The organism is Corynebacterium sp. BD556, from assembly GCF_038452275.1.
Taxonomy (GTDB): Bacteria; Actinomycetota; Actinomycetes; order Mycobacteriales; family Mycobacteriaceae; genus Corynebacterium; species Corynebacterium mayonis.
This window is the reverse complement of record NZ_CP141643.1, coordinates 2,103,817-2,124,976: the sequence shown is the minus strand read 5'-3', so window position 1 is coordinate 2,124,976 and position 21,160 is coordinate 2,103,817. Positions and strand designations below refer to the sequence as shown.

The following is a 21,160-nucleotide window of genomic DNA, read 5'->3' as shown; positions in this document are numbered from 1 at the left end:
CATGGCTCAAGACACCAATTCAGCAACCCGAGTAATTGACGCACCCGCTTCCGTACTCTTCGACCTTTTGTCGAACCCAGACCGCCACGCCGAAACCGACAATTCCGGCATGGTTGTCTCCAGCGATAAGGCCGAGCGCCTCAAGGCCGTCGGCGACCAGTTCACCATGAACATGACCAAGGAAGACGGCGACTTCCAAACCCTCAACGAGGTCTTTGCCATTCAAGAAAACAAGGTCATTGGCTGGAAGAACATTGAAAACCTCACCGCTGGCGTGCGCGTGGGCGCAAAATGGCTCTACGAACTGGAGTCCGAGGACGCTGATCACACCCGCGTTACCGTGACCTACGACCGCTCCGATATCGAGTCCGACCAGGTACGAGCCCTGTCCGAGAAGTTTGACGATGACTTCCTCGAAACCAGCCTCGACGCCGTCGCGGTAGCTGTCTCCGATAAGTAGGTCCTGCGACTTATACAAACCAAAACAAGCCCACCGCTTCGCGGTGGGCTTGTTTTATGCGCTTGACTCAGGTCAATCCTAGAGGTTAATCATGTGGCCTTCGACGCCGTGCGCTACTTCCTTTAGCACCTCCGACAGTGTCGGGTGGATGTGGATGTTGCGCGCAATTTCGCCTGCGGTCAGGTCGAATCGCTGCGCCAGGGTGATCTCCGGCAGCAGTTCAGAGACGTGCGCTCCGACGAGGTGAGCGCCCAAGATCTCGCCGAACTCTGCGTCGGCGATGAGTTTGCCAAAACCCTGCGCTTCCGCCAGGCCGAGGGCTTTGCCGTTCGCGGTGAAGGGGAAGGTAGCGACCTTGATCTCGCGGTCCGGCCACTTCTGCTTTGCCTGCTCCTCGGTGTAGCCCATGGATGCAACCTGCGGGTTGCAGAAGGTGGCGCGGGGGGTCATCATGTAGTCCTCGATGACCATGGTTTCCTCGCCTGCGATGACCTCCGCAGCAATGACACCCTGCGCTTCGGCAACGTGGGCTAGTTGGAGCTTCGCGGTGACGTCCCCAATCGCGTAAATGTGATCGACGTTAGTGCGCATGTGATCATCGATGGCGATCGCGCCGCGCTCGGTCAGCTCAACCCCCGTGTTTTCAAGGCCATAACCCTCGACTCGCGGTGCGAAACCGACGGAGATCATGACGCGGTCAACGGTGAGAGTCTCGGTCGTGTCAGTGCCGTTTTTTTGCACGTCAACTTCGACGGAGTCGCCGTTGTCGCGGACTGCGGTGGTGGCGTGGCCAGTCATCAGCTTCACGCCGAGTTTCTTGTACGCCTTGGCAATTTCCTTAGACACGTCCTTGTCCTCGTTCGGCAGGACGCGATCCATGTACTCAATGACCGTCACGTCGACGCCGTAGTTGGACAAAACGTAGGCAAACTCCATGCCGATGGCCCCGGCTCCCACAATGACCATCTTTTTCGGGGCCTCCGGGTTGAGGATCTGCTCCTCGTAGGACACGACGTTGTCCGAAAGCTCGATGCCCGGCAGGGTGCGCACGACGGAGCCGGTGGCGATGATGCAGTCATCAAAGGTGACGGTCTTGCCCTTATCATCACCCTCGGTAATTTCGATGGTTTGTGCATCCTTGAAGGAGCCGAAACCGTTGATCTCGGTGATCTTGTTCTTCTTCATCAGGTAGTGGACACCGCCGACGATTTTTTCCGACACGCCGCGGGAGCGTTTGTGCGCATCGGCGTAATCGAACTCGACATCGCCCTTAATGCCGAAGGTTTTCGCATCATGGTTGAAGATGCTGGCAACTTCAGCGTTTTTGATCAGCGATTTGGACGGAATACAGCCCACGTTCAGGCAGACACCGCCCCAGTATTGCTTCTCTACAACAGCAACTTTTTTGCCTAGCTGTGCAGCGCGGATGGCGGCGACGTAGCCACCGGGGCCCGCACCGAGTACAACAACGTCAAAATGTTCATTACTCACGCCCCACAGAATACGTGGCTTGCAGCATGGTGGGTAGGTGGAGTTGAAAAACATGGCCGGTGTTTGGCAGTCCGCATGTAATGTTCGGATTCTCTGGCAAGATATGGCGAAGGAAGCCAGTCCGTCGTTAAGAAGTGAGTATCGCCCGTGAAGATCACACGTCCAGCTATCGCCGCTGTCGCCGCCATTGCCATCGCCGCCGGCACAATCCCCACCGTGTCCCACCTCACCGCATCTTCGCCCATCGAGGATCCCGCGGTGAGCTTCGAGCAGGCGCAGATGGTGCCGGCTGTCGACGACACCACGGTGATCAACACCCCGACCAGCGAGTCCGAAGCGCCAAGCGAGGAAACCTCCACGGTTTCTGAATCCAAGTCCACCGAGCCAACTGCAACCGGAATTGCAAGCACCAAGTCCGCCGCGGTTGTGCCGCCGGAGTCGAGCCAGTTAAAGAACATGCCCACCGAGCCTTCCGCTGCTGCCCACGTCGCCAACGCGCCGGTCGAGCTCACCGTGGCACCGAAGGATTACAAGGGCAACAACCAGGAATGGTTTGAGATTCTTGAGAGGATCAAGCCGGTGTACACGGGGCCGTCTCCGTGGAAGGCCGTGCAGGTGCGCTCGGCCTCCATGGGCCGTGACATTCCTGTCGCGGTGCGCTACGCCACGGATGAAAACGGCAACCGGGTCACTAACGCCCCGACCATTTACCTGCTCAACGGCGCCGGCGGCTCCGAGCAAAACACTGACTGGATTGCGAAGAACTTCGCTAATAAGCAGTCCAAAAACGGTGTCGAGGATATCTTTGGTGACCAGGGCATTAACGTGGTCATCCCGATGGAGGGTGCCTTCTCCTACTACGTCAACTGGTTGGAGACTCCGAAGCAGAGCACTTACTACAAGGGTGAGCAGAAGTGGGCGACGTTTTTGGGCGAGGAGCTGCCCGCCTCCATCGACCCCTATCTGAACTCTAATGGCCGCAACGCGATCGTCGGTTTCTCAATGTCGGCAACGTCCTCCCTGTTGTTGGCGGAGCAGTACCCGAACAGGTTTGACGCTGTCGGTTCTTTCTCCGGCTGTGCCGCCACCTCCACCTCGCTGCCTTGGTTTGCTTCTCAGCTCACGCTCAACCGCGGCGGAACCACCCCGGAACAGTTGTGGGGCCCGATGGGTTCGGATTACAACCGCTACAACGATGCTTTGGTCAACTCGGAGAAGCTGCGCGGCAAGGCCATCTACGTCTCCAATGGTTCGGGTCTGGGTGGTGAGACTGACACGTCCTCTAACGCGGGTGTGGAAGGCGCTTTTACCCTCCAGGTCGAAGGTGGCGTTATTGAGGGGCTGACCAATTCGTGTACTCACGATCTGCGTGCGAAGCTAAACAGCCAAGGCATTCCGGCTACGTTCAAGTTCCGCAACACAGGAACTCACTCCTGGCCGTATTGGAAGGACGATTTGAAGGAGTCCTGGGAGACTGTGATTAAGCCGAAGATGCTCGGCTAAACACGAAAAACCGCCCTTCAGGAGAAGGGCGGTTTTTGCTTTGTTCCTCGCTGTTTTAGAACAGGCCCATGCCAAGGGCGATCTGGGAGGAGGTGGAGGATCCGAAGTGGATCAGGGCGCCGAGGATTTCGTTGATCATCAGTTGGATGGCTTCCATGGATTTTCCTTAACTTCTCGGAAACGTGCGGTTTGTACTACCTGTAGGTCGTCGGTGACTGGTTCATTGTTACACGCCCCCCAATAAGAAGTAACATTTTTCACACAAATCACAATAGTAACAGTGTCGGGGCTTAAACCTGCCACTAATTTCGCTACATTAACCGAGATTGATTAATTCGCTACACGCAGCTTGAAAAGAAGGATGAAACCGCCCATGAGCATCAAGCGTTCGCTCGCCGTGGTCGCCACCACGCTCTGCCTCGCCCTCGGCTTCTGTCCTGCATCCGCCTCCGCCCAGGAAGGCACAGTTAAGGGATGGGACGCCCCGGCTGACCCGCCGAAGATCGTCGCCACCGGCCAACCGCAAACCTGGGTTCAACAGGTCGACCACACAACCGTCCTGTCCTACAAGGTCTACTCCCCCTCGATGGGCCGCGACATCCCTATCGCCGTCATCCCGGCGACCGACGCCAACGGCAACCGTGTCGCCAAAGCCCCCATCATCTACTTACTCAACGGTGCCGGAGGGGCAGAGCAAGACGCGGACTGGCTGACCAAGTTCACCACCCGCGACTTCTTCCGCGGCAAAGGCGTCAACGTGGTCATCCCCCAGGCGGGCGCGTTTTCTTACTACACCGACTGGGTAAAAGACGACGTCAAATCCGATTACATCAACGGCCCGCAAAAGTGGGAGACGTTCCTGACTAAGGAACTGCCGGGCCCGATCGAGCGCACCTTAAACGCGGATCAGCGCCGCGCCATCGTGGGCTTTTCCATGTCCGGCACCTCCTCTTTGGTGCTGCCGGCGCACAACCCGGGGTTCTACGCCGCCGCCGCTTCCTTCTCCGGCTGCGCTGCCACCGCTTCCCCACACGCCTATAATTACGCCCGCCTGACCGTCAACCGCGCCTCACGCGCGGGTGATTACAGAACCGTCACCCCCGAGATGATGTGGGGCCCGATGGGTGGGCCGTACAACGGCTATAACGACGCCCTCGCCAACGCTGCGAAGCTACGCGGAACCGCCCTCTACATTTCCTCCGGTACCGGCCTGGCCTCCGAAACAGACATGGTGGGCTACCTCATCGGCCAAGGCGCCCCGGCGCCCGTGGCTTCAATAGGCGCTGCCCAACTGCAAATCGAAGGAGGTGTGATCGAAGCGGCCGTAAACCAGTGCTCGCATGATCTGCGTGCGAAGCTGGATTCGCTCGGCATCCCCGCTCACTACGAGTTCCGCAACAAGGGCACACACTCTTGGCCGAACTGGCGGCAGGACATCCAGCGCTCGTGGTTTAGCACCATCGCACCAGCCTTCGGAATGTAGGCCACCTTGCAGGGGCGCGTTATGCTTGCGTAGATGAGTTTCCACAGGCTGCGCTCCACTCCCGTCCCCGGTACCCGCGACGAGTACACCGGTGTGGACTTCAATCTGGGGTTTCATGTCCGCCACTACGATCTGGACATCGACTACAAGGTCGGCCCCAACCGGCTCGATGGCGTGGCGACGCTGACGCTGAGCAACTGGCGCGATCTGGACCACATGACGCTGGACTTGCACGAAGCCATGACGGTCCGCAAAGTCTGGGCCTCTAACGGGGTGACCATTGCGCGTTTTCGCCAGTCGGGAGGCAAGCTACGGATTGCGTTTTCTCACCCCGTGCCCGTCGACACCGAGTTCAAACTCACCATCCGCTATACGGGCAACCCATCCACGCGCCGCACCTTGTGGGGTGCGCTCGGGTGGGAAGAACTCAGCAACGGCTCGCTGGTGGCCAACCAGCCCAACGGGGCCTCAACGTGGTTTCCCTGCGACGACACACCAGATGAGAAGGCGACGTACTCTTTCAACGTGCGCGCTGACCGCGGCTACACGGCCGTGACTAACTTCACCTCGAAACCGATGGCGACCTACCTGGCCACCCTTCAAATCGGCGCCTATACCCGCCACCAGTTGGGTCCCGATACTTTCGCTTGGTTGCCGCCAGGTGAAGCTGCGAAAGACTTAGCCAAGCAGCAGGAGATGCTGGATTTCTTCCGTGGTGTCTTCGGCCCTTACCCCTTCGAGCGCTACGAGGTGATAGTGACGGAGGATCCGTTGGAGATCCCCTTGGAGGCCCAGGGCATGGCAATTTTCGGCCGCAATCACCTGCTTCGCAACGAGCGGTTAATCGCGCACGAGCTGGCCCATCAGTGGTTTGGCAATTCCCTGGGGATCGCCCAGTGGAACGATATTTGGCTCAATGAAGGTTTCGCCTGCTACGCCGAGTGGTTGTGGGCTGAGCACAAGGGCACTCCGATTGATGTTTCGGTGCGTGAGCACTACGACAAGCTCACCCCGCAACGTTTTGTGCTGGCTGATCCGGGCCCGCGCCACATGTTCGATGACCGCGTGTATAAGCGTGGCGCGATCACGTTGCATGCTCTGCGGCGCCACCTGGGCGATGAGAGTTTCTTTTCTGCCGTGCGAGACTACGTGGCGCGCAATGCTCATGGTGTTGTGGAGCCTTTTGACCTGGTCAACGCGATGAGTGCTTATGGGGCGGGCATAGAGGACCTTTTGGATGCTTGGTTGAACCACCCCGAACTTCCGGAGTGCCCGTGAGAAGTCTGTCGCTTGCTACGGTTTTTGCGGCCCTGTCGGGCTTTGTCGTTTTGTGGGTGGCCAGCTGGGCTTTGGATGCTGCGACGGATTACCGCTATTTCGCGGCCTTCTGGGGATTGTTTTTCGCGTCCGCCGGACTGATCGACGGCATCACTCACGAAACCACCCGCGCCGTGGCAACGCAGCGCGACACGGGCACGCTTGGCGACGCCTCCCCGTGGCGCACCGGCCAGTTCCTCTCCCTGGCTGTCTTCGCCGCCGCCCTTCTCGCTGGCAGCGCCTTCATGGTCAAGGTTGTGCCCACCGACACCGCGCAGGCAACCGCCCTGCTGCTTTTCGGCTTAATCAGCTACGTCTTCCAGGCTGTCCTTTCCGGGGTTTTGAGTGGGGCGAAGCTGTGGGAGCGCTACGCCGGGCTCATCGCCTTCGACTCGGGAATCAGACTGGTCTTGGCGGTGGTGGCCTGGTGGGCCGGGTGGGGGCTTGAGGCATTCTTGTTCATCACCGTAGTTGGGGCGCTGAGCTGGGTGCTGTTTTTGCGAAATAAAGTGCGGGCGAGGGTGGACGTCGACAAGCGTGTCTTTGCCCGGCGCGTCGGTTCCGCAATGCTGGCCTCGGGCGCATCCGCAGCGTTGATCACGGGTTTTCCCACGGCGGCCAACGCAGCTTTCGACCTGTCCGAAGGCGCGGTGGTCGCAGCGACCATCAACGCGGTCATGCTCACCCGCGCCCCCGTGCTCGTGCCGCTGCAACGCTTCCAAGCCGCGCTGGTGGTGCGGTTTGTGGAGCAGCGTGAGCGGATCTTCGCCGCCCTTGCCGCCCCAATCGGAATCGTCCTCGGCGTCGGAATAGTCGGTTTCGGTGCCGCTTACTTGCTCGGCCCGGCGGTTTTACGGCTCGCTTTCAAACCGGAGTTATTTGTCGACGGGATCACGCTAGGTTTTCTCACCTTCGCTTCGGCGTTTATGGGCGCGCTGATGATTACGGGCGTCGCGGTGCTCGCCCAGGAAAGTCACGGCTGGTACGTCGCCGGCTGGGTCGTGGCCTCAGTCGTCGCCTTCGCGCTTCTTTTCCTGCTGCCTTATAGTGTGCCCACCACCGTTATCGCCGCCTTATTCGCCGGACCTATCGTCGGCTGCGCGGTCCACGCGGCGGGTCTGGCACGCTCCGTATAGTTGGATTTCATGGGAAGAATGATGGTTACCGGCGGCGCCGGATTCATCGGGGCAAATTTCGTGCGCATGGTCCGCTCACGCGACATCGCCGAAGTCGTTGTGCTCGACGCGCTGACCTACGCAGGCAACCGCGCAAACCTCGAGGGCGTTGACGCGGAGTTCGTCCACGGCAACATCACGGATAAGGAGCTAGTCAACGACCTCATCGCAGACTGCGACACCGTCGTGCATTTCGCCGCCGAATCCCATAACGACAATTCGCTGGCCGACCCCTCCCCTTTCGTGTCCACCAATGTGGTGGGCACCTTCACCCTTTTGGAGGCGGTGCGCGCGCACGGGGCGCGGCTGCACCACATCTCCACCGACGAGGTTTTCGGCGATTTGCCTGTTTCCGGCGAGGAAAAATTCACCGAAACCACCCCTTACAACCCCTCCAGCCCGTACTCGGCGACGAAGGCCAGCTCCGACCACCTGGTGCGGGCATGGATCCGCAGCTTCGGCATCAACGCCACAATCTCGAACTGTTCAAACAACTACGGGCCGTACCAGCACGTAGAAAAGTTCATCCCCCGCCAGATCACCAACATTTTGGACGGCAGGAAAGCCAAGCTCTACGGCTCGGGCGCCCAGGTGAGGGACTGGATCCACGTCGACGACCACAACGATGCCGTCTTGGCCATTGTGGAGCGCGGCAGACCTGGGGAAACCTACAATATCGGCGCCAACCACCCGAAGGTGAGCAACAAGGAGGTCATCGAACTGATCTGTGAGCTGATGGGCGGCGAGTACGAGCACGTTCAAGACCGCCCGGGACACGACCAGCGCTACACCATTGACACCACCAAGATCACTGCCGAACTGGGGTGGCGGCCCCGCTTCACGGAGAACTTGCGGGACGGGTTGGAAAAAACCATCGCCTGGTACCGCGAAAATGAGCTGTGGTGGCGTGGTGTCAAAGGTGACGTCGAGAAGCGATACGCAGAAAGCGGGCAATAAGGATGCGCACTCCAATCGAAGGCCTCGAAATCCACGAATTGAACGTCCTTGCCGACAACCGCGGATGGTTCAAAGAGAACTGGGCCGGGCAGGCGCTTCGGCCCGTACAAAACAACGTCAGTTTCAACGCGAAACGCGGCACCACCCGCGGCATGCATGCAGAACCCTGGGATAAGTGGGTCTCCGTCGCCGCCGGGCGCGTGTTCGGCGCGTGGATAGACATGCGGGAAGGCTCACCAACTTACGGCGAGAAATACGGCGTGGAAATCGGGCCCGGCACCGCAGTGTTCGTCCCCCGCGGCGTGGCCAACGGCTTCCAGGCTTTGGAAGATGCGACAAGCTACATCTACCTCGTCAACGAGCGCTACGACCCCGACGGGCAGTACGCGTATTGCTCCCTCCACGACATCGAGTGGCCGCTTGCGCCCACTGAGCTTTCCGCAGCCGACCGCACCCACCCCACGTTTCGCGCAGCCACCCCGGTCAAACCGCGCCGCATTTTGGTCACGGGCGCCAACGGCCAACTTGGTCGCGCACTGCAAAGAATCTATTCCGAGAAGGAAGCGGAGTTTTTCAGCCGCGCGCAGCTCGACATTACCGATCTGTCCGGGGTGGACTGGTCGCGCTACTGGGCGGTCATTAACTGCGCGGCGTACAACGACGTCAACGGCGCCGAAGCTGACCAAGCGACAGCGTGGCGAGTCAACTCCAGCGCCGTCGCCGAGCTGACAAGGCTAACCAATGAACATGACCTGACCTTGGTTCACGTCTCCAGCGACTACATATTCGATGGCACGGTCGAAGTCCACACCGAAGATGAGGCTCCTTCTCCCCTGTCGGTTTATGGGGCGTCGAAAGCCGCGGGCGATCTCGCCGCCCAACTGGCCCGCAAACACTATGTGGTGCGCACCTCATGGGTCTTTGGGGAGGGCGCGAACTTCATGGACACGATGGCGGATCTGTGCGAGCGCGGGGTGAGCCCGAAGGTGATCTCGGACCAGCGCGGTCGCCCCACCTCCGCCGAAGACCTGGCCAAGGCAATCGCGCACCTTTTGAAAGTCGGTGCGCCGTTCGGTGTCTACAACGTATCTTCCGACGGCGATGTGGCCTCCCGCGACGAAATTGCCATGGCGGTATTCATCGGCTGCGGCAGTGATGCCAGTAAGGTTGTGCCGGTGAGCACGCAGCAGTACGCCGAGCTGGTGAGCCCGGAGGCACCCCGCCCGAAGGAGTCGACGCTTTCTTTGGACAAAATCAAGGCCACCGGTTTCACGCCGAGTAACTGGCGTGCCGAACTCGCGCTGCATTTAGGGGACCGATGAAGGGCATCATTCTCGCTGGCGGCTCCGGCACCCGCTTGTACCCGATCACGCAGGGCATTTCGAAGCAGCTCATGCCCATCTACGACAAGCCGATGATCTACTATCCGCTGAGCACTCTCATCAGCGCGGGTGTGAGAGAAATCCTTGTCATCACGACACCTGAGGACGCGCACGCTTTTCGACGCCTCCTTGGCGATGGCTCCCAGTTCGGCATCATGCTCGACTACGCCATCCAACCTTCCCCTGACGGTTTGGCCCAGGCCTTCATCATCGGCGAGGACTTTATCGGCGCGGATTCTGTCGCGCTCGTGCTCGGCGACAACATTTTCGAAGGCGCCGGCTTTTTCCAAACTCTGGCCGGGATCCACGACGTCGACGGCGGCGCCATCTTCGCCTATGAGGTGTCCGACCCAACTCGCTACGGTGTTGTCTCTTTCAACCCCGACGGCACCGCCACCTCGATTGAGGAAAAACCGGACAACCCGCGCTCTAACTTCGCCGTGGCTGGTTTGTATTTTTACGACAACAGTGTCGTCGAGATTGCCAAGTCCGTCGAGCCGAGTGATCGCGGGGAGCTAGAAATCACCAGCGTCAACGAGGCGTATCTGCAGGCGGGCCGGTTGAAAGTCCATCGCCTGCACCGAGGTGATGTGTGGTTGGACACCGGCACGATCGATTCGATGTCGGAAGCTAGCGCCTATGTCGAGGTGATCCAAAAGCGCACCGGCACCATCATCGGTTCGCCCGAGGTGGCCGCCTATAGGGAAGGGTTCATTTCCCGCGCGGAGCTCACCGCGCTTGCTCAGGCGACACTGAAATCTGGCTACGGGCATTATCTTCTCGACGCCGCCCGCGACTAAGATAAGCGCCCGTGAGCACCGTTTCTGCCCTCCTGTCCGCCTACCGGAACACCCCGGTGGCGGAGCTGACCGCCGCGCTTGATTCCTTGCTCTCGCAAACACGGCGGGCCGATGAGATCGTCTTGGTCTACGACGGCCCCGTCTCCGCGGAGGTTGAGCGGGCCGTCCAAACCTATGCGGGGGATGTTCGCACCGTGGCCCTGCCCGTCAACGTCGGGCTCGGCCCGGCTCTGCAGGCGGGTTTGGACACCATTTCCTCCACCTACGTGCTGCGCCTCGACACCGACGACATCGCCGCACCTGACCGGCTTGCTACCCAGCTCGCTTTTTTGGAGGACCACCCCGAGGTTGCTGCCCTGGGGACGGCGGTTGCCGAGTTCGAAACGGACGATCAGATCGGCTCTAAGTTAAAAACCCGGGCCCTCCCCGAAACCCACGCCGCGCTAGCCCGCTACGCCCGCATTAACTCTCCCCTGAACCACCCCTCGGTGATGTTTCGCACCGCGGAGGTCAAAAACGTGGGCGGCTACAAAGGTGTTCATTTCATGGAAGATTACGACCTGTGGGCGCGCCTTATCGCTTCCGGCCAGCAGCTTCACAACCTGCCTGAACCGCTTACCTTTTTCCGGGTCAACGCCGCCCAATTCGCCCGCCGCACCGGCAAAGAGATGTTCGCCGCGGAGAAACAGCTCCAAAGCAACCTGGTTTCTTACGGCCTCGTCTCCCCCTTTCGGGCGCGGCTAAACTACCTCATACGCTCCGCTTACCGCCTTTTGCCCACCGCGGTGCTCACGCGTGTATACGCCAAACTTTTCCACCGCGAGGGGTAATCTGGTCGCTGGTATGAAAACAACGCAGGACTTCCGGGACACCTGGCTGATCGTCCCCTGCTTCAACGAGGGGCCCGTCATCGAGCAGGTTATCGCGCATGCCCGGAAGACGTTTCCGAACATCGTCGCGGTCAACGACGGCTCCTGGGACAACTCGGCCACCGCGATCCTTGCCGGCGGCGCCCACCTGGTGAGCCACCCGGTAAACCTCGGCCAAGGCGCCGCGATCCAAACCGGGGTGGAATACGCCCGCGCGCAGCCGGGTGCACAGTTTTTTGTCACCTTCGACGCCGACGGCCAACACCAGGTCAAAGACGTCGTTCGCATGGTCAACCGGCTGCGTCAGGAACCAATCGACATCGTGGTGGGGACCCGCTTCGCCGGCCAGGAAAATTCCGAAGTTCCGTGGCTCAAACGCGCCGTACTTAAAACTGTTGTTGTCCTCTCTCCACGCACCCGCAGGCTAGGGCTTAGCGACGCCCACAATGGCCTGCGCGCCTTTAACCTGAAGGTGGCCCAAGAGATGAACATCCGAATGAACGGCATGTCCCACGCCTCGGAGATCGTCGCCATGATCGACAAGTTGAATTGGCGGGTCGCCGAGGAACCCGTCGACATCCTCTACACCGAGTATTCGATGAGCAAGGGGCAATCCCTCATCAACGGCGTCAACATCTTGGCCGATGAAATCGTTGCACGGAGGCTGCCATGATCCAGGTACTTCTACTTCTGGCTGCGGCGGGATTGGTGGCGTACTTCTTCGCCAACCGTCGTAAAGCAAATGCCAAAGCTTGGGTGAAAATCGGCTTCGTCACGTTAGTTTTCGCCGCTGTCTGGGCCATTCTGCGCCCCGACGACATCACCGTTATCGCCAATTGGCTCGGAGTCGACCGCGGCACCGACCTCATGCTTTACGTGCTGATCATCGCCTTTTTCTTCACCACATTGTCCACCTGGACCCGCTTCCGCGAGCAAGAGCTGCGCTACGCCCGACTGGCCCGCGCGATCGCGCTGCAAAACGCGATCACGCCAGACAATAGGGATTAGGCGCGGAACTTGCGTGCCGTTTGCCACACACCCGGCTGCGCGTTTTAATAACCGCGACGGATCCATTCCTCCAGGTGAGGGGCCTCCTGGCCAATGGTCGTGTGGTCACCGTGGCCGGTGCGCACGATCGTTTGGGAAGGCAGATCGAGCACGCGCTTTTGCAACGACTCAATGATGGTGTCGAAGGAGGAGTAGGAACGCCCCGTCGCCCCCGGCCCGCCCTGAAAGAGGGTATCCCCAGAGAACAACTCCTCTGCCTCCTGCGCGTAAAGCACGATGGAGCCCGGCGAGTGACCCGGGGTGGACAAAACCTTTAGATGAGTGCCGGCGATGTCAAAGACCTGGCCGTCCTCGACGGGGGTGAAGGTGAAATCGGGGTTCGCCTCACGCCAAAGCATGTCGTCGCCGGGGTGGAGGTACACGGGGGCGTCAACCAGCGTGCTCAATTCTGGGGCCACATCGATGTGATCGTTGTGGCCGTGGGTTGCGATAATCCCTTTGACATGCCGATCCCCCACAGCGCGCGCGATGGCCTGCGCATCGTGAGCAGCATCAATGATGTAGACCTCCGTGGCGTCGCCGACAACCCAGACGTTATTGTCCACCTCCCATTCGCCGCCATCGAGCTTGAACAGCCCGGAGGTGACAACGTTGTCAATGTGCAAAGACATTGGCTTTTCCTCCCTACTTGTACTCGACGACGCTGCGCAAAACGTCGCCGCGTTTCATCTTTGCAAAAGCTTCCTCCACATCAGCCGGGCCGATGCGCTCGGAGACGAACTCGTCGAGCGGGAAACGACCCTGCATGTGCAGGTCTACGTAGGTCGGGAAATCACGCTCCGGCAAACAGTCCCCGTACCACGCCGGCTTGATGGAACCACCGCGGCCATAGACGTCGATCGCGGGGATGTCGATGTGGTCGGTCATGTTCGGAACCCCCACCATCACCATGCGCCCGGCGTGGTCGCGAGAGTAGAAAGCCTGGCGCCAGGTTAGCTGAATCCCGACAGCGTCGATGGAGACATCCGTGCCGAATCCACCTGTTAACGCGCGCACGGCCTCGATGACCTCCTCCTCGCTCATACCCTGAGAACAGATGGAGTGGGTGGCACCGAAGGTCTTGGTGGCGGCGTCACATTTGCGCTGATCCAGGTCCACCCCAATGATTGTTGTGGCGCCCGCCAAGTGGGCGCCGGCAACGGCGGCCAAACCGACGCCACCGAGGCCAAAAACCACCACGGACTCGCCGCGCTGGACTCCGCCGGTGTTGACCGCCGCGCCCAAGCCGGCCATGATGCCGCAGCCGAGCAGGCCCGCGGCAGCGGGGTCCGCCTGCGGGTCAACCTTTGTGCATTGCTTCTCATGCACCAGGGTTTTATCCGCGAAGGAACCGATCCCAAGGGCCGGGGTTAACACAGTGCCGGCCTCATCGTTGAGCGTCATCGGTTGGGAGGCGTTGTGGGTGTTGAAGCAGTTCTTGGTGTCGCCTTTGCGGCAGGCGCGGCACTCTCCACACACTGCCCGCCAGTTTAGGACGACAAAATCGCCGACGGCGACGTGCTCGACGTCGCTGCCGACGGACTCAACGACACCCGCCGTTTCGTGCCCCAGCAGGAAAGGAAAATCGTCGGCGATATCGCCGTCACGGTACGCCAGATCGGTGTGGCACACACCCGTGGCCTGGACTTTTACTATTACATCATGGGGGCCCGGGTCGGGTATGCGGATCTCCACAAGTTCGACGGGGGCTCCCTTTTCGCGGGCAATGACACCAGAAACAATTTCAGTCATGCCCACAAGGGTAATGAAAATTCGTTGAAAACGCTTTCCCTTTGCTTAAGATCCAGCAATCACGTTGGCCACGTGCTGGTGCCCGCGCGCGTTGACGTGGATGGGCAGGTTGCCCGGGCCGCCATAGAAATCAACAAAACCAGCCCACATGCGCAGGTGGTCCGGGGCACACATGTGGCTGTTCCAGGTGGAAGGCTTGAGGTCCACAAACTCCGTGCCGGTGGCGCGAGCGGCGTCGACCATCATCCACTGCGCCTGGTCCTCCCACTTCCTCACCTGCGGGAAAGGTGTGGAGTCCGCGACGTTCGGTGCGATGTGGAACAGGCAAACACGATCGCCGGCTGTCACCTTCGGGTAGCCGACGAACTGGATCCGTGCGTTCGGGGCGGCAGCGCGGATCTTGGCAATTTGCGGCCTCATGTAGTTGACAAAGTCGGCGCGGACAGCCCCGTCCGGGCGGGAGTCGTTGTTGTAGGTGTCGTTGAAGCCGGTGGAGATGATTACGCGGGCGGTGTTGCGGTTTAGCCCGCCGTCGCGAAGCGCGCGATCAACTTGAGAGAAAAGTTGCGGGCCGGGAGAAATGGTCGTGGTGCCGCTGCAGGAGTAGTCGTAGGCAGCAAGGCCCAGCTTTTGCGCGGCGAGGCGACCCCAGCTCGACGGGTTCTGCGGGCACCAGACGTTGACGTCGGAGGAGCCGCGGGAATCGAGGCCAAGCTTGCCTGCCAGCCACTGGGGAGCGTTGGGGTCCGCGATGACGGAGTCGCCGAAGATCACCATGTTGCGCTCCTGGGCATGCGCCGCGGGGGCAGCCAGGCCGCCGAGGGCGGCCAGTGCGGCGGCACCGAGGGCTGCTACGGTGCGACGGATGCAAGAGATAGCCATAACATTCCTTACTGGTTTCTGGGCTTCCAATTCGACCACTATATCCGGACACTGTTGCAGGATCGTTACATGAGTAAGCCCGGCGTTGTGCCACCTACGTCCCATTAGTACCATTGACAACTCTAGTCGGCAATAATAACTACTTTCAACTACGAAATTGATCCACGGAAACGACTATAATGTGAATACCAATACGTTCTAAGGAATGTGATGACACCACTCAACCCCGTCCAACGCGCCGCGTTTACCGTCTCCTCCATAGCCAAGTTCTTCGCCGCCGCCAACCGCGCCGGCATCCTCGGCACGGAAGGCAACCCCCGCGCCCTGCCCACAGCAGGCGCCACCCTCGCCCGCTACCGCTTCACCACGGCCCGCGAAGTCGAGCACGGAATTAACACCGCGCCAGAGCGCAACGCGCTTATCGACGACAACGGGGTACTGACCTACTCCCAACTCGCCGCCCAGTCCAAAACACTCGCCCGCCGCCTCCTCAAAATCAAACAGGAGCGCGGCCTCGACCAACTACGCATCGGCGTCATGGCACGCAACGGACGCGGCATCATCTTGCCGATGACCGCCAAAGGCTACGCCGGCGCCTCCCTTTACCTGCTCAACGTCGGCTCGGCCCGCGAGCAGCTCGCCGGCACATTCAAAGAAACCGGCATCAACATCCTCGTCATCGACGACGAATTCGCCGAGCGCATCCCCGCAGACACCGAAAACATCAGCCTCATCTGGGCACACACCTCCCGCGACCACGGCGAGGACTTAAGCCTTGAACGCATCATCCTCGACGGCACCGACAACCTGCCCAAACTCCCACTTTTTCCAAAGCACGGCGACATCGTCTTGATGTCCTCCGGCACATCCGGAATTCCCAAGGGCGTGTTGCGTTCCGAACCGGTTTTGCCCCTAGTCGTCGGCGGCTACCTCAGCGCCGCACCCTGGCGAACCGGAATGAGCCTGCAGATCACAGCGTCAATGTTTCACACCTGGGGTTGGTCGGCCGTCAACCTGGCGTTTGCAACCCGAAGTACGGTAATCACGCAACGCATCTTCAACCCCGAAAACGTCTTCCGCCAGATCCAAGCCTTTCGGTGCGACGGCATGGTCTCCTCACCAATTTTTTTCAAGCAAATGCTCGACCTTGAAAACAACGAAAAGTGGGACACCTCCACGCTGCGCTTCATCGCCTCCGCAGGCAACGCCCTAACGCCCCTCCTTGTCGAGCGCACCATCGCACGCTTCGGCCCCATCTTGTCCAACTACTACGGCTCCACCGAACTCGCCCTGGCCGCCTGCGCGACAGCAGAGATGATCGCCAAAAAACCCACGGTCGCCGGCGTCACCCCACCCGGGACCGTGCTGAGGCTTTACGACGACAACGGCAACGAAGTTCCCCACGGCGAAGTTGGCCGCATCTTCCTCACCAACGAAACAGCCCTGAAAGGCTACTCCAACCCCACCAAACGCATCGAAAGCATCAACGGCTTGGTAGAAATCGGCGACCTCGGCTACTTCGACGAAGACGGCCACCTCAACGTCCTTTCCCGCAACGACGAAATGATCATCGTCGGCGGAGAAAACGTCCACCCCCAATCGGTCACTGAGGTGCTCGAGCGCATGCCCGGCATCTTTGAGCTGCACTCCGGCGGCGTCGACGATGAGGACACCTTCAAGCGCGTCGCCGTGTGGGTCGTGCGCAGCGATGACGACGCTGGCCGCGCCTTGACCGCCGACGCTGTGCGCAACTGGGTCCGCGACAACCTCGCCGACCACTCCGTCCCGCGCGACGTCAACTTCGTCGATTCCCTACCGCGCAACGCCACCGGTAAAGTTATGCCTCATCATCTGCCCGAGTCGACCCGCGAGGACTGACATGCACATCCCTGCCAAAGCATTGCGCCGCTTCATGTTTCTTTGGCCCCCCTTCCTCGGCGCGGGTATCCGCGTCGTCGAGTTCGCGGAGGACGGCTCCAGAGTTGTCGTCAAACACAAACTCAACAAACTCAATCAAAATATCGTCGGCACCGCCTTCGGCGGCACGATCATGGCCATGACAGACCCGTTTTTCATGCTCGCGTCAATGGCACGGCTGGGCGAAGGCTACCGCGTGTGGGACACCGCCGGCGAAGTGCGCTTTGTCAAACCTGGCCGCGGCACCATCACCGCCACCATGGAAATTTCCGACGAAACATATGAGCTCATCCGCGCTAAAACTGCCGACGGCTCCAAATATCTCCACTGGTTTGAAACCGATGTTGTAGACGAAGTAGGCGACGTGGTCGCCCACGTGCGCCGACAGGTTTACTACAGGCAAAAAACTAAGGCAAAATAAGCGCGTAGTCCATGGTGCCCGCCGAGGGTGCGCCGCCAGATCCAGCAAACGAGCCAAGCACGACGGCACCCGCCTAGGCGGGATTGTCCTTCGGGTGCAACCACCAAATCCACCGGTTTGCTCGTCGGGCGGGGCAGTCAGCAGCAGGTTCGCGCTCATAACCCATGAGGGCTGCAAGCTTTGCAAGCTAAGTGGCGGCAGCGCATAAAAACCTGCGCCGCATGCTGGGGATTCGGACGAAACCATGACACGTATCGGATACCTCGCAAAGACTCACGCGGTTTCCCGCTCAACGGAGAAATGATCCGGCACTGCTCTGGCGCGATCCTCATGGTTGAACTCGTCAATGGTGAAGAAAAAATGTGACCCGCTCGAACCAGTCATCCCCGGAAAGCAAAACCCCAGCTAAAACCGTGTTCTAGCTGGGGTTTTGGTGGAGCCACCTGCGAGAATCGAACTCGCGACCTTCTCATTACGAGTGAGATGCTCTACCGACTGAGCTAAGGTGGCCGGGCTGCGCAAAGGTTGCATAGTCCGCGAAATAGCTTAACGCACCGCCTCGAAAGTTGTGAAACCCGCAGGTTACTTCACGTTGCACGCCTTGCGGATTCGCCCCAGCATCCCATTGAACGCGATAGTCGGCATCACGTTGAGGCTTAAACTTTCCCGACATTTTGCTATCGCGTCTTGGCACGCCACCAATCCTTCCAGGCTCACACGCCCGGCGATTTCTGCACTCAACCCCTCAAAATCGGGGTGGGTGAGATCCACATGGGCGCCGCTTTTGATGACCATGGCGTCGCGGTAAACCCCGGCGAGATCCACCAGGGTCAGATCCAAAGAGTCGAGGGTGCGGCGGGTGCCCCGCTTGGATTGCTGGGCCTCCAGCTCCTTCATGCGCGCCTCGGTGCCGCGCAGCGCCTTCGCGGCACCCTTGCCCTTCGCGCCAGCGCCGAGGGACTGCGCCAACGCGGCGCGCTCACGCTCATCGGCCGCGGCGAAGGCGGAGACGGCCTCCTTCTTCGCTGCCGCGATCAGGGCGCTGACTGATTGGAAGGCCTGGTCGCCGTGAAAGACCAGTTCCGCAAGGTGGATGGCTCGGGCGCGGCGGGCTTGCACATCAGCGTTGCTCACCAAAAGACGGGCGCGTCCAATGTGGCGCAGGGAAGTCGCGGCGGCCAGTTGGGCGTCGTGGGTGGAGGCGTTTTCCTCCTCGGTGAGGATACGCACGATTTCATCCTTCGAAGGGGAAGGAATATAGAGGTGACGGCAGCGCGAGCGCAGCGTCTGGGAGAAGTCCTGCGGATCAGTCGAAGGGGCAGACAGGATAATAACGGTTTTCGCCGGGGGCTCCTCCAACGTTTTGAGAAAGGCGTCGGCAGCCTGGGCGTTGAGGCGGTCGGCGTCGTCGATGATGATGACGCGCCAAGGGGCGACCGTCGGCAAGCGAGCGGCGTCACGCACAATCGCACGCATCTCATCGACGACAATGACGCTTTGAGAGGGCACCACGTGGACAATGTCGGTATGCGCGTCAGCAAACGCGCTGAGGCAACCCTTACAGCGCCCGCAGCCAATGACGTTGGGGTCGGTACACACCAGCGCCGCCGCGAAAGCCACGGCCGCAGTGGAACGACCCGCGCCGGGCGGGCCGGTAAAAAGCCAGGAGTGGGTCATCGCACGGGGATCGCCCTGCCCCCGGGCGGCGGCAGCGGCAGCCATGATCGTCTCGCGCACCCGCGGGGTGTCGGCGAGCCTGTCACTCACGCTCCTGTTGTTCACATCAGACACCCTACTTGTTGCCCCGACGTGTCGGATACCGCATTAAAGTAAAGGGACATGGAGAGAATCTGGCGCGGCGTGCAATGGCTCTGGGGCACCTCCTGGCCTCTTTACGCCGCGCTCGTTCTCGGCACTAATGTCGTCGGTGCACTAGCCATCATGCTTTTTGTGCGCTTTCTCATTCCGGTGCCGGAAGTCAACAGCTTGTCACTGAAGGAACACGGCATGGGCTACGTCGGCGTCGCCTACCTGCTCTTAGCTGTCGTAGTCGGCGCAGTAGTCACATTCCTGCTGTTTAGGCCGGTCTTGGACTGGCAGCGAAACCCTGACGGTCACGACCCGAATATGGTGCGCAACTTGGTCATGCGCATCCCTGGGCTGCAAACGGTAGTCGTCATTGGGGTGTGGATGTTAGGCATCGCTATCGCGGGTATCACCGCCTCAAGGGTCAGCCCGCGTTTAACAGTTGTGGTGGTTGTTTCGACGGCCATGGCCTGCATCATTGTCAGCATCCTGACCTACGTGCAGGCCGCGCGCCTAGTTCGCCCCATCGCGGCGAGCGCCCTGGCGCGGCGTTTCGAGGACTCCACCCTTGAGCCTCCGATAGCCATTCGGCTGCTTGCCACATGGGTTGCCACCACGGGCGTACCCCTAATTGGGATTTTGTTGCTTTTTTGGGCGCAGCGCCATGACTTGTTTGCCAATCACCCCGGCGCGCTCATGCCAGCGGTGGCAGCCTTGGCGCTGACAGCGATCGTCACTGGCATCATTGGAACTGTCTTTAGCGTGATGAGCGTTGTCGACCCCATCAAGGAATTGCAAAAGGCCATCAACGATGTGCGCCGCGGCGAGTCCGACACGCAGGTCGATATTTACGACGGCTCCGAAATCGGTGTGCTGCAGGCCGGCTTTAACGAGATGATGCGTGGGCTGCGGGAGCGTCAGCGCGTCAACGACATCTTCGGCCGCTACGTCGGCATCGAGGTCGCCCAGAAAGCCTTGGAGGAAAAGCCGGAGCTTGGCGGGGAGGACCGGAAGGTGGCGGTCGTTTTCGTCGACGTCATCGGCTCCACCACGTTCGCTGTCGATCACACCCCGGAGGAAGTCGTCGCTGCGCTCAACGATTTCTTCGAAGTTGTTGTCGAGGTCGTGCACCGCAACAAAGGCGTGATTAACAAGTTCGAGGGCGATGCCGCGCTCGCTGTCTTCGGCGCGCCCGTCGCGCTTCACGACGCCACCTCCCACGCCCTCCAGGCCGCCCGCGAATTGCGCGAGGAAATGCGTGGGCTTAAGTTGCAGGCCGGTATTGGAGTGGCAACAGGAACTGTTGTCGCCGGCCACATCGGCGGCTCCGACCGCTTCGAGTACACCGTCATCGGCGACGCCGTCAACGCTGCGGCGCGACTGACCGAACTGGCTAAGGACACCCCGGGCCGAGTGCTCACCAACGCCAACACGCTCAACTCCGCCAACGAGGTCGAACAGCAGCGCTGGACGTTGATGAAGTCGATCGAGCTGCGCGGGCGCGGCCAGATGACCCAGCTCGCCCGGCCAGTGCGGGCCACGCTGGCGGACCGGTACTAGAGCCCGCGGAACTTCACATTTATGGGTGGGGTGAAAAAGGGCCGCTGAGCTGTAGGTTGCGCGTGTGCCCCAGGGCGCTCGACGAGCCCTTCTCCGAAAGGCCCATCCACGCAGTTCAGGGCCGATAAAAGACAACGCCGCGCGCCGTTTCGCACTGTTTATTTCGGAGCAACACGCCACCGAAAACGCCGCACAGCGTTGCTCCGGTTGGTTCTTTGCCCAGACTGCTGCGAAGTAGGCCAAAGGGGGCACCCCCTTTAGCCGCCGAGGGTGAGGCTTTCGCCCTTGGCAGGTGAACACGTCCTGCGAGTCAGTCTTAGGCTTTAAGCGAGGTCACC

19 protein-coding genes and 1 tRNA gene are annotated in these 21,160 nt (G+C 60.5%); 14 read left to right on the top strand and 6 right to left on the bottom strand.

Annotated features, from left to right (window positions below):
- Position 1 precedes the first annotated feature (1 nt).
- On the top strand, positions 2-460 hold the full coding sequence (locus VLL26_RS09950) for a hypothetical protein (RefSeq protein ID WP_342318915.1): 459 nt from the start codon (positions 2-4) through the stop codon (positions 458-460).
- A gap of 78 nt (positions 461-538) precedes the next feature.
- Here the strand turns inward: VLL26_RS09950 and lpdA are convergent, their stop codons facing one another.
- Complete coding sequence (gene lpdA, locus VLL26_RS09945; protein WP_342318914.1) at positions 539-1,951, bottom strand: dihydrolipoyl dehydrogenase; 1,413 nt, start codon at positions 1,949-1,951, stop codon at positions 539-541.
- 147 nt (positions 1,952-2,098) lie between these two features.
- On the opposite strand from lpdA, the gene VLL26_RS09940 reads away from it, so the two are divergent.
- The 10 genes from VLL26_RS09940 (at position 2,099) to VLL26_RS09895 (ending at position 12,445) form a co-directional block, all read left to right on the top strand.
- Positions 2,099-3,454 (top strand): alpha/beta hydrolase-fold protein, encoded by a 1,356-nt coding sequence (locus VLL26_RS09940; RefSeq protein ID WP_342318913.1) that lies wholly within the window; start codon positions 2,099-2,101, stop codon positions 3,452-3,454.
- 373 nt (positions 3,455-3,827) lie between these two features.
- Complete coding sequence (locus tag VLL26_RS09935; protein WP_342318912.1) at positions 3,828-4,937, top strand: alpha/beta hydrolase; 1,110 nt, start codon at positions 3,828-3,830, stop codon at positions 4,935-4,937.
- Between the two features lie 33 nt (positions 4,938-4,970).
- Positions 4,971-6,215: a M1 family metallopeptidase gene (locus VLL26_RS09930; RefSeq protein WP_342318911.1), complete on the top strand. Its 1,245-nt coding sequence runs from the start codon at positions 4,971-4,973 to the stop codon at positions 6,213-6,215.
- Positions 6,212-7,390 carry a hypothetical protein gene (locus VLL26_RS09925; RefSeq protein WP_342318910.1) on the top strand — a complete coding sequence of 393 codons (1,179 nt, stop codon included), beginning with the start codon at positions 6,212-6,214 and terminating at the stop codon, positions 7,388-7,390. Before VLL26_RS09930 ends, VLL26_RS09925 begins: the two co-directional genes overlap by 4 nt.
- Before the next feature lie 9 nt (positions 7,391-7,399).
- Positions 7,400-8,386, top strand: a complete 987-nt coding sequence (gene rfbB / locus VLL26_RS09920; RefSeq protein ID WP_342318909.1) for a dTDP-glucose 4,6-dehydratase — start codon at positions 7,400-7,402, stop codon at positions 8,384-8,386.
- Positions 8,387-8,388: 2 nt separating this feature from the next.
- On the top strand, positions 8,389-9,708 hold the full coding sequence (locus VLL26_RS09915) for a sugar nucleotide-binding protein (RefSeq protein WP_342318908.1): 1,320 nt from the start codon (positions 8,389-8,391) through the stop codon (positions 9,706-9,708).
- Positions 9,705-10,568: a glucose-1-phosphate thymidylyltransferase RfbA gene (rfbA, locus tag VLL26_RS09910; RefSeq protein ID WP_342318907.1), complete on the top strand. Its 864-nt coding sequence runs from the start codon at positions 9,705-9,707 to the stop codon at positions 10,566-10,568. The genes VLL26_RS09915 and rfbA overlap by 4 nt, the downstream gene beginning before the upstream one ends.
- Positions 10,569-10,579: 11 nt before the next feature.
- Positions 10,580-11,398 carry a glycosyltransferase gene (locus VLL26_RS09905; RefSeq protein WP_342318906.1) on the top strand — a complete coding sequence of 273 codons (819 nt, stop codon included), beginning with the start codon at positions 10,580-10,582 and terminating at the stop codon, positions 11,396-11,398.
- 13 nt (positions 11,399-11,411) lie between these two features.
- Positions 11,412-12,110, top strand: a complete 699-nt coding sequence (locus VLL26_RS09900) for a glycosyltransferase family 2 protein (protein ID WP_342318905.1) — start codon at positions 11,412-11,414, stop codon at positions 12,108-12,110.
- Positions 12,107-12,445 (top strand): DUF2304 domain-containing protein, encoded by a 339-nt coding sequence (locus VLL26_RS09895; RefSeq protein ID WP_342318904.1) that lies wholly within the window; start codon positions 12,107-12,109, stop codon positions 12,443-12,445. Before VLL26_RS09900 ends, VLL26_RS09895 begins: the two co-directional genes overlap by 4 nt.
- 44 nt (positions 12,446-12,489) lie before the next feature.
- Here VLL26_RS09895 and VLL26_RS09890 read toward each other — a convergent pair whose 3' ends face one another.
- From VLL26_RS09890 to VLL26_RS09880, 3 genes are read right to left on the bottom strand one after another with little or no spacing between them, the layout of a single operon-like run.
- Positions 12,490-13,116: an MBL fold metallo-hydrolase gene (locus VLL26_RS09890; protein WP_342318903.1), complete on the bottom strand. Its 627-nt coding sequence runs from the start codon at positions 13,114-13,116 to the stop codon at positions 12,490-12,492.
- Positions 13,117-13,129: 13 nt separating this feature from the next.
- Positions 13,130-14,236 carry an S-(hydroxymethyl)mycothiol dehydrogenase gene (locus VLL26_RS09885; protein ID WP_342318902.1) on the bottom strand — a complete coding sequence of 369 codons (1,107 nt, stop codon included), beginning with the start codon at positions 14,234-14,236 and terminating at the stop codon, positions 13,130-13,132.
- Positions 14,237-14,281: 45 nt separating this feature from the next.
- Complete coding sequence (locus VLL26_RS09880; RefSeq protein WP_342318901.1) at positions 14,282-15,118, bottom strand: GDSL-type esterase/lipase family protein; 837 nt, start codon at positions 15,116-15,118, stop codon at positions 14,282-14,284.
- A 210-nt stretch (positions 15,119-15,328) separates the two neighbouring features.
- On the opposite strand from VLL26_RS09880, the gene VLL26_RS09875 reads away from it, so the two are divergent.
- Positions 15,329-16,996 carry an AMP-binding protein gene (locus tag VLL26_RS09875; RefSeq protein WP_342318900.1) on the top strand — a complete coding sequence of 556 codons (1,668 nt, stop codon included), beginning with the start codon at positions 15,329-15,331 and terminating at the stop codon, positions 16,994-16,996.
- A gap of 34 nt (positions 16,997-17,030) precedes the next feature.
- Positions 17,031-17,456: a DUF4442 domain-containing protein gene (locus VLL26_RS09870; protein ID WP_342318899.1), complete on the top strand. Its 426-nt coding sequence runs from the start codon at positions 17,031-17,033 to the stop codon at positions 17,454-17,456.
- Positions 17,457-17,890: 434 nt separating this feature from the next.
- On the opposite strand, the gene VLL26_RS09865 is transcribed toward VLL26_RS09870, so the two are convergent.
- Positions 17,891-17,966, bottom strand: a tRNA-Thr gene (locus tag VLL26_RS09865).
- A 72-nt stretch (positions 17,967-18,038) separates the two neighbouring features.
- The gene (locus tag VLL26_RS09860) at positions 18,039-19,238 is read right to left on the bottom strand and encodes a DNA polymerase III subunit delta' (protein WP_342318898.1); all 1,200 of its coding nucleotides are present in this window, start codon (positions 19,236-19,238) and stop codon (positions 18,039-18,041) included.
- Positions 19,239-19,295: 57 nt separating this feature from the next.
- On the opposite strand from VLL26_RS09860, the gene VLL26_RS09855 reads away from it, so the two are divergent.
- Positions 19,296-20,822: an adenylate/guanylate cyclase domain-containing protein gene (locus VLL26_RS09855; protein ID WP_342318897.1), complete on the top strand. Its 1,527-nt coding sequence runs from the start codon at positions 19,296-19,298 to the stop codon at positions 20,820-20,822.
- The last annotated feature ends 338 nt before the right edge of the window (positions 20,823-21,160 follow it).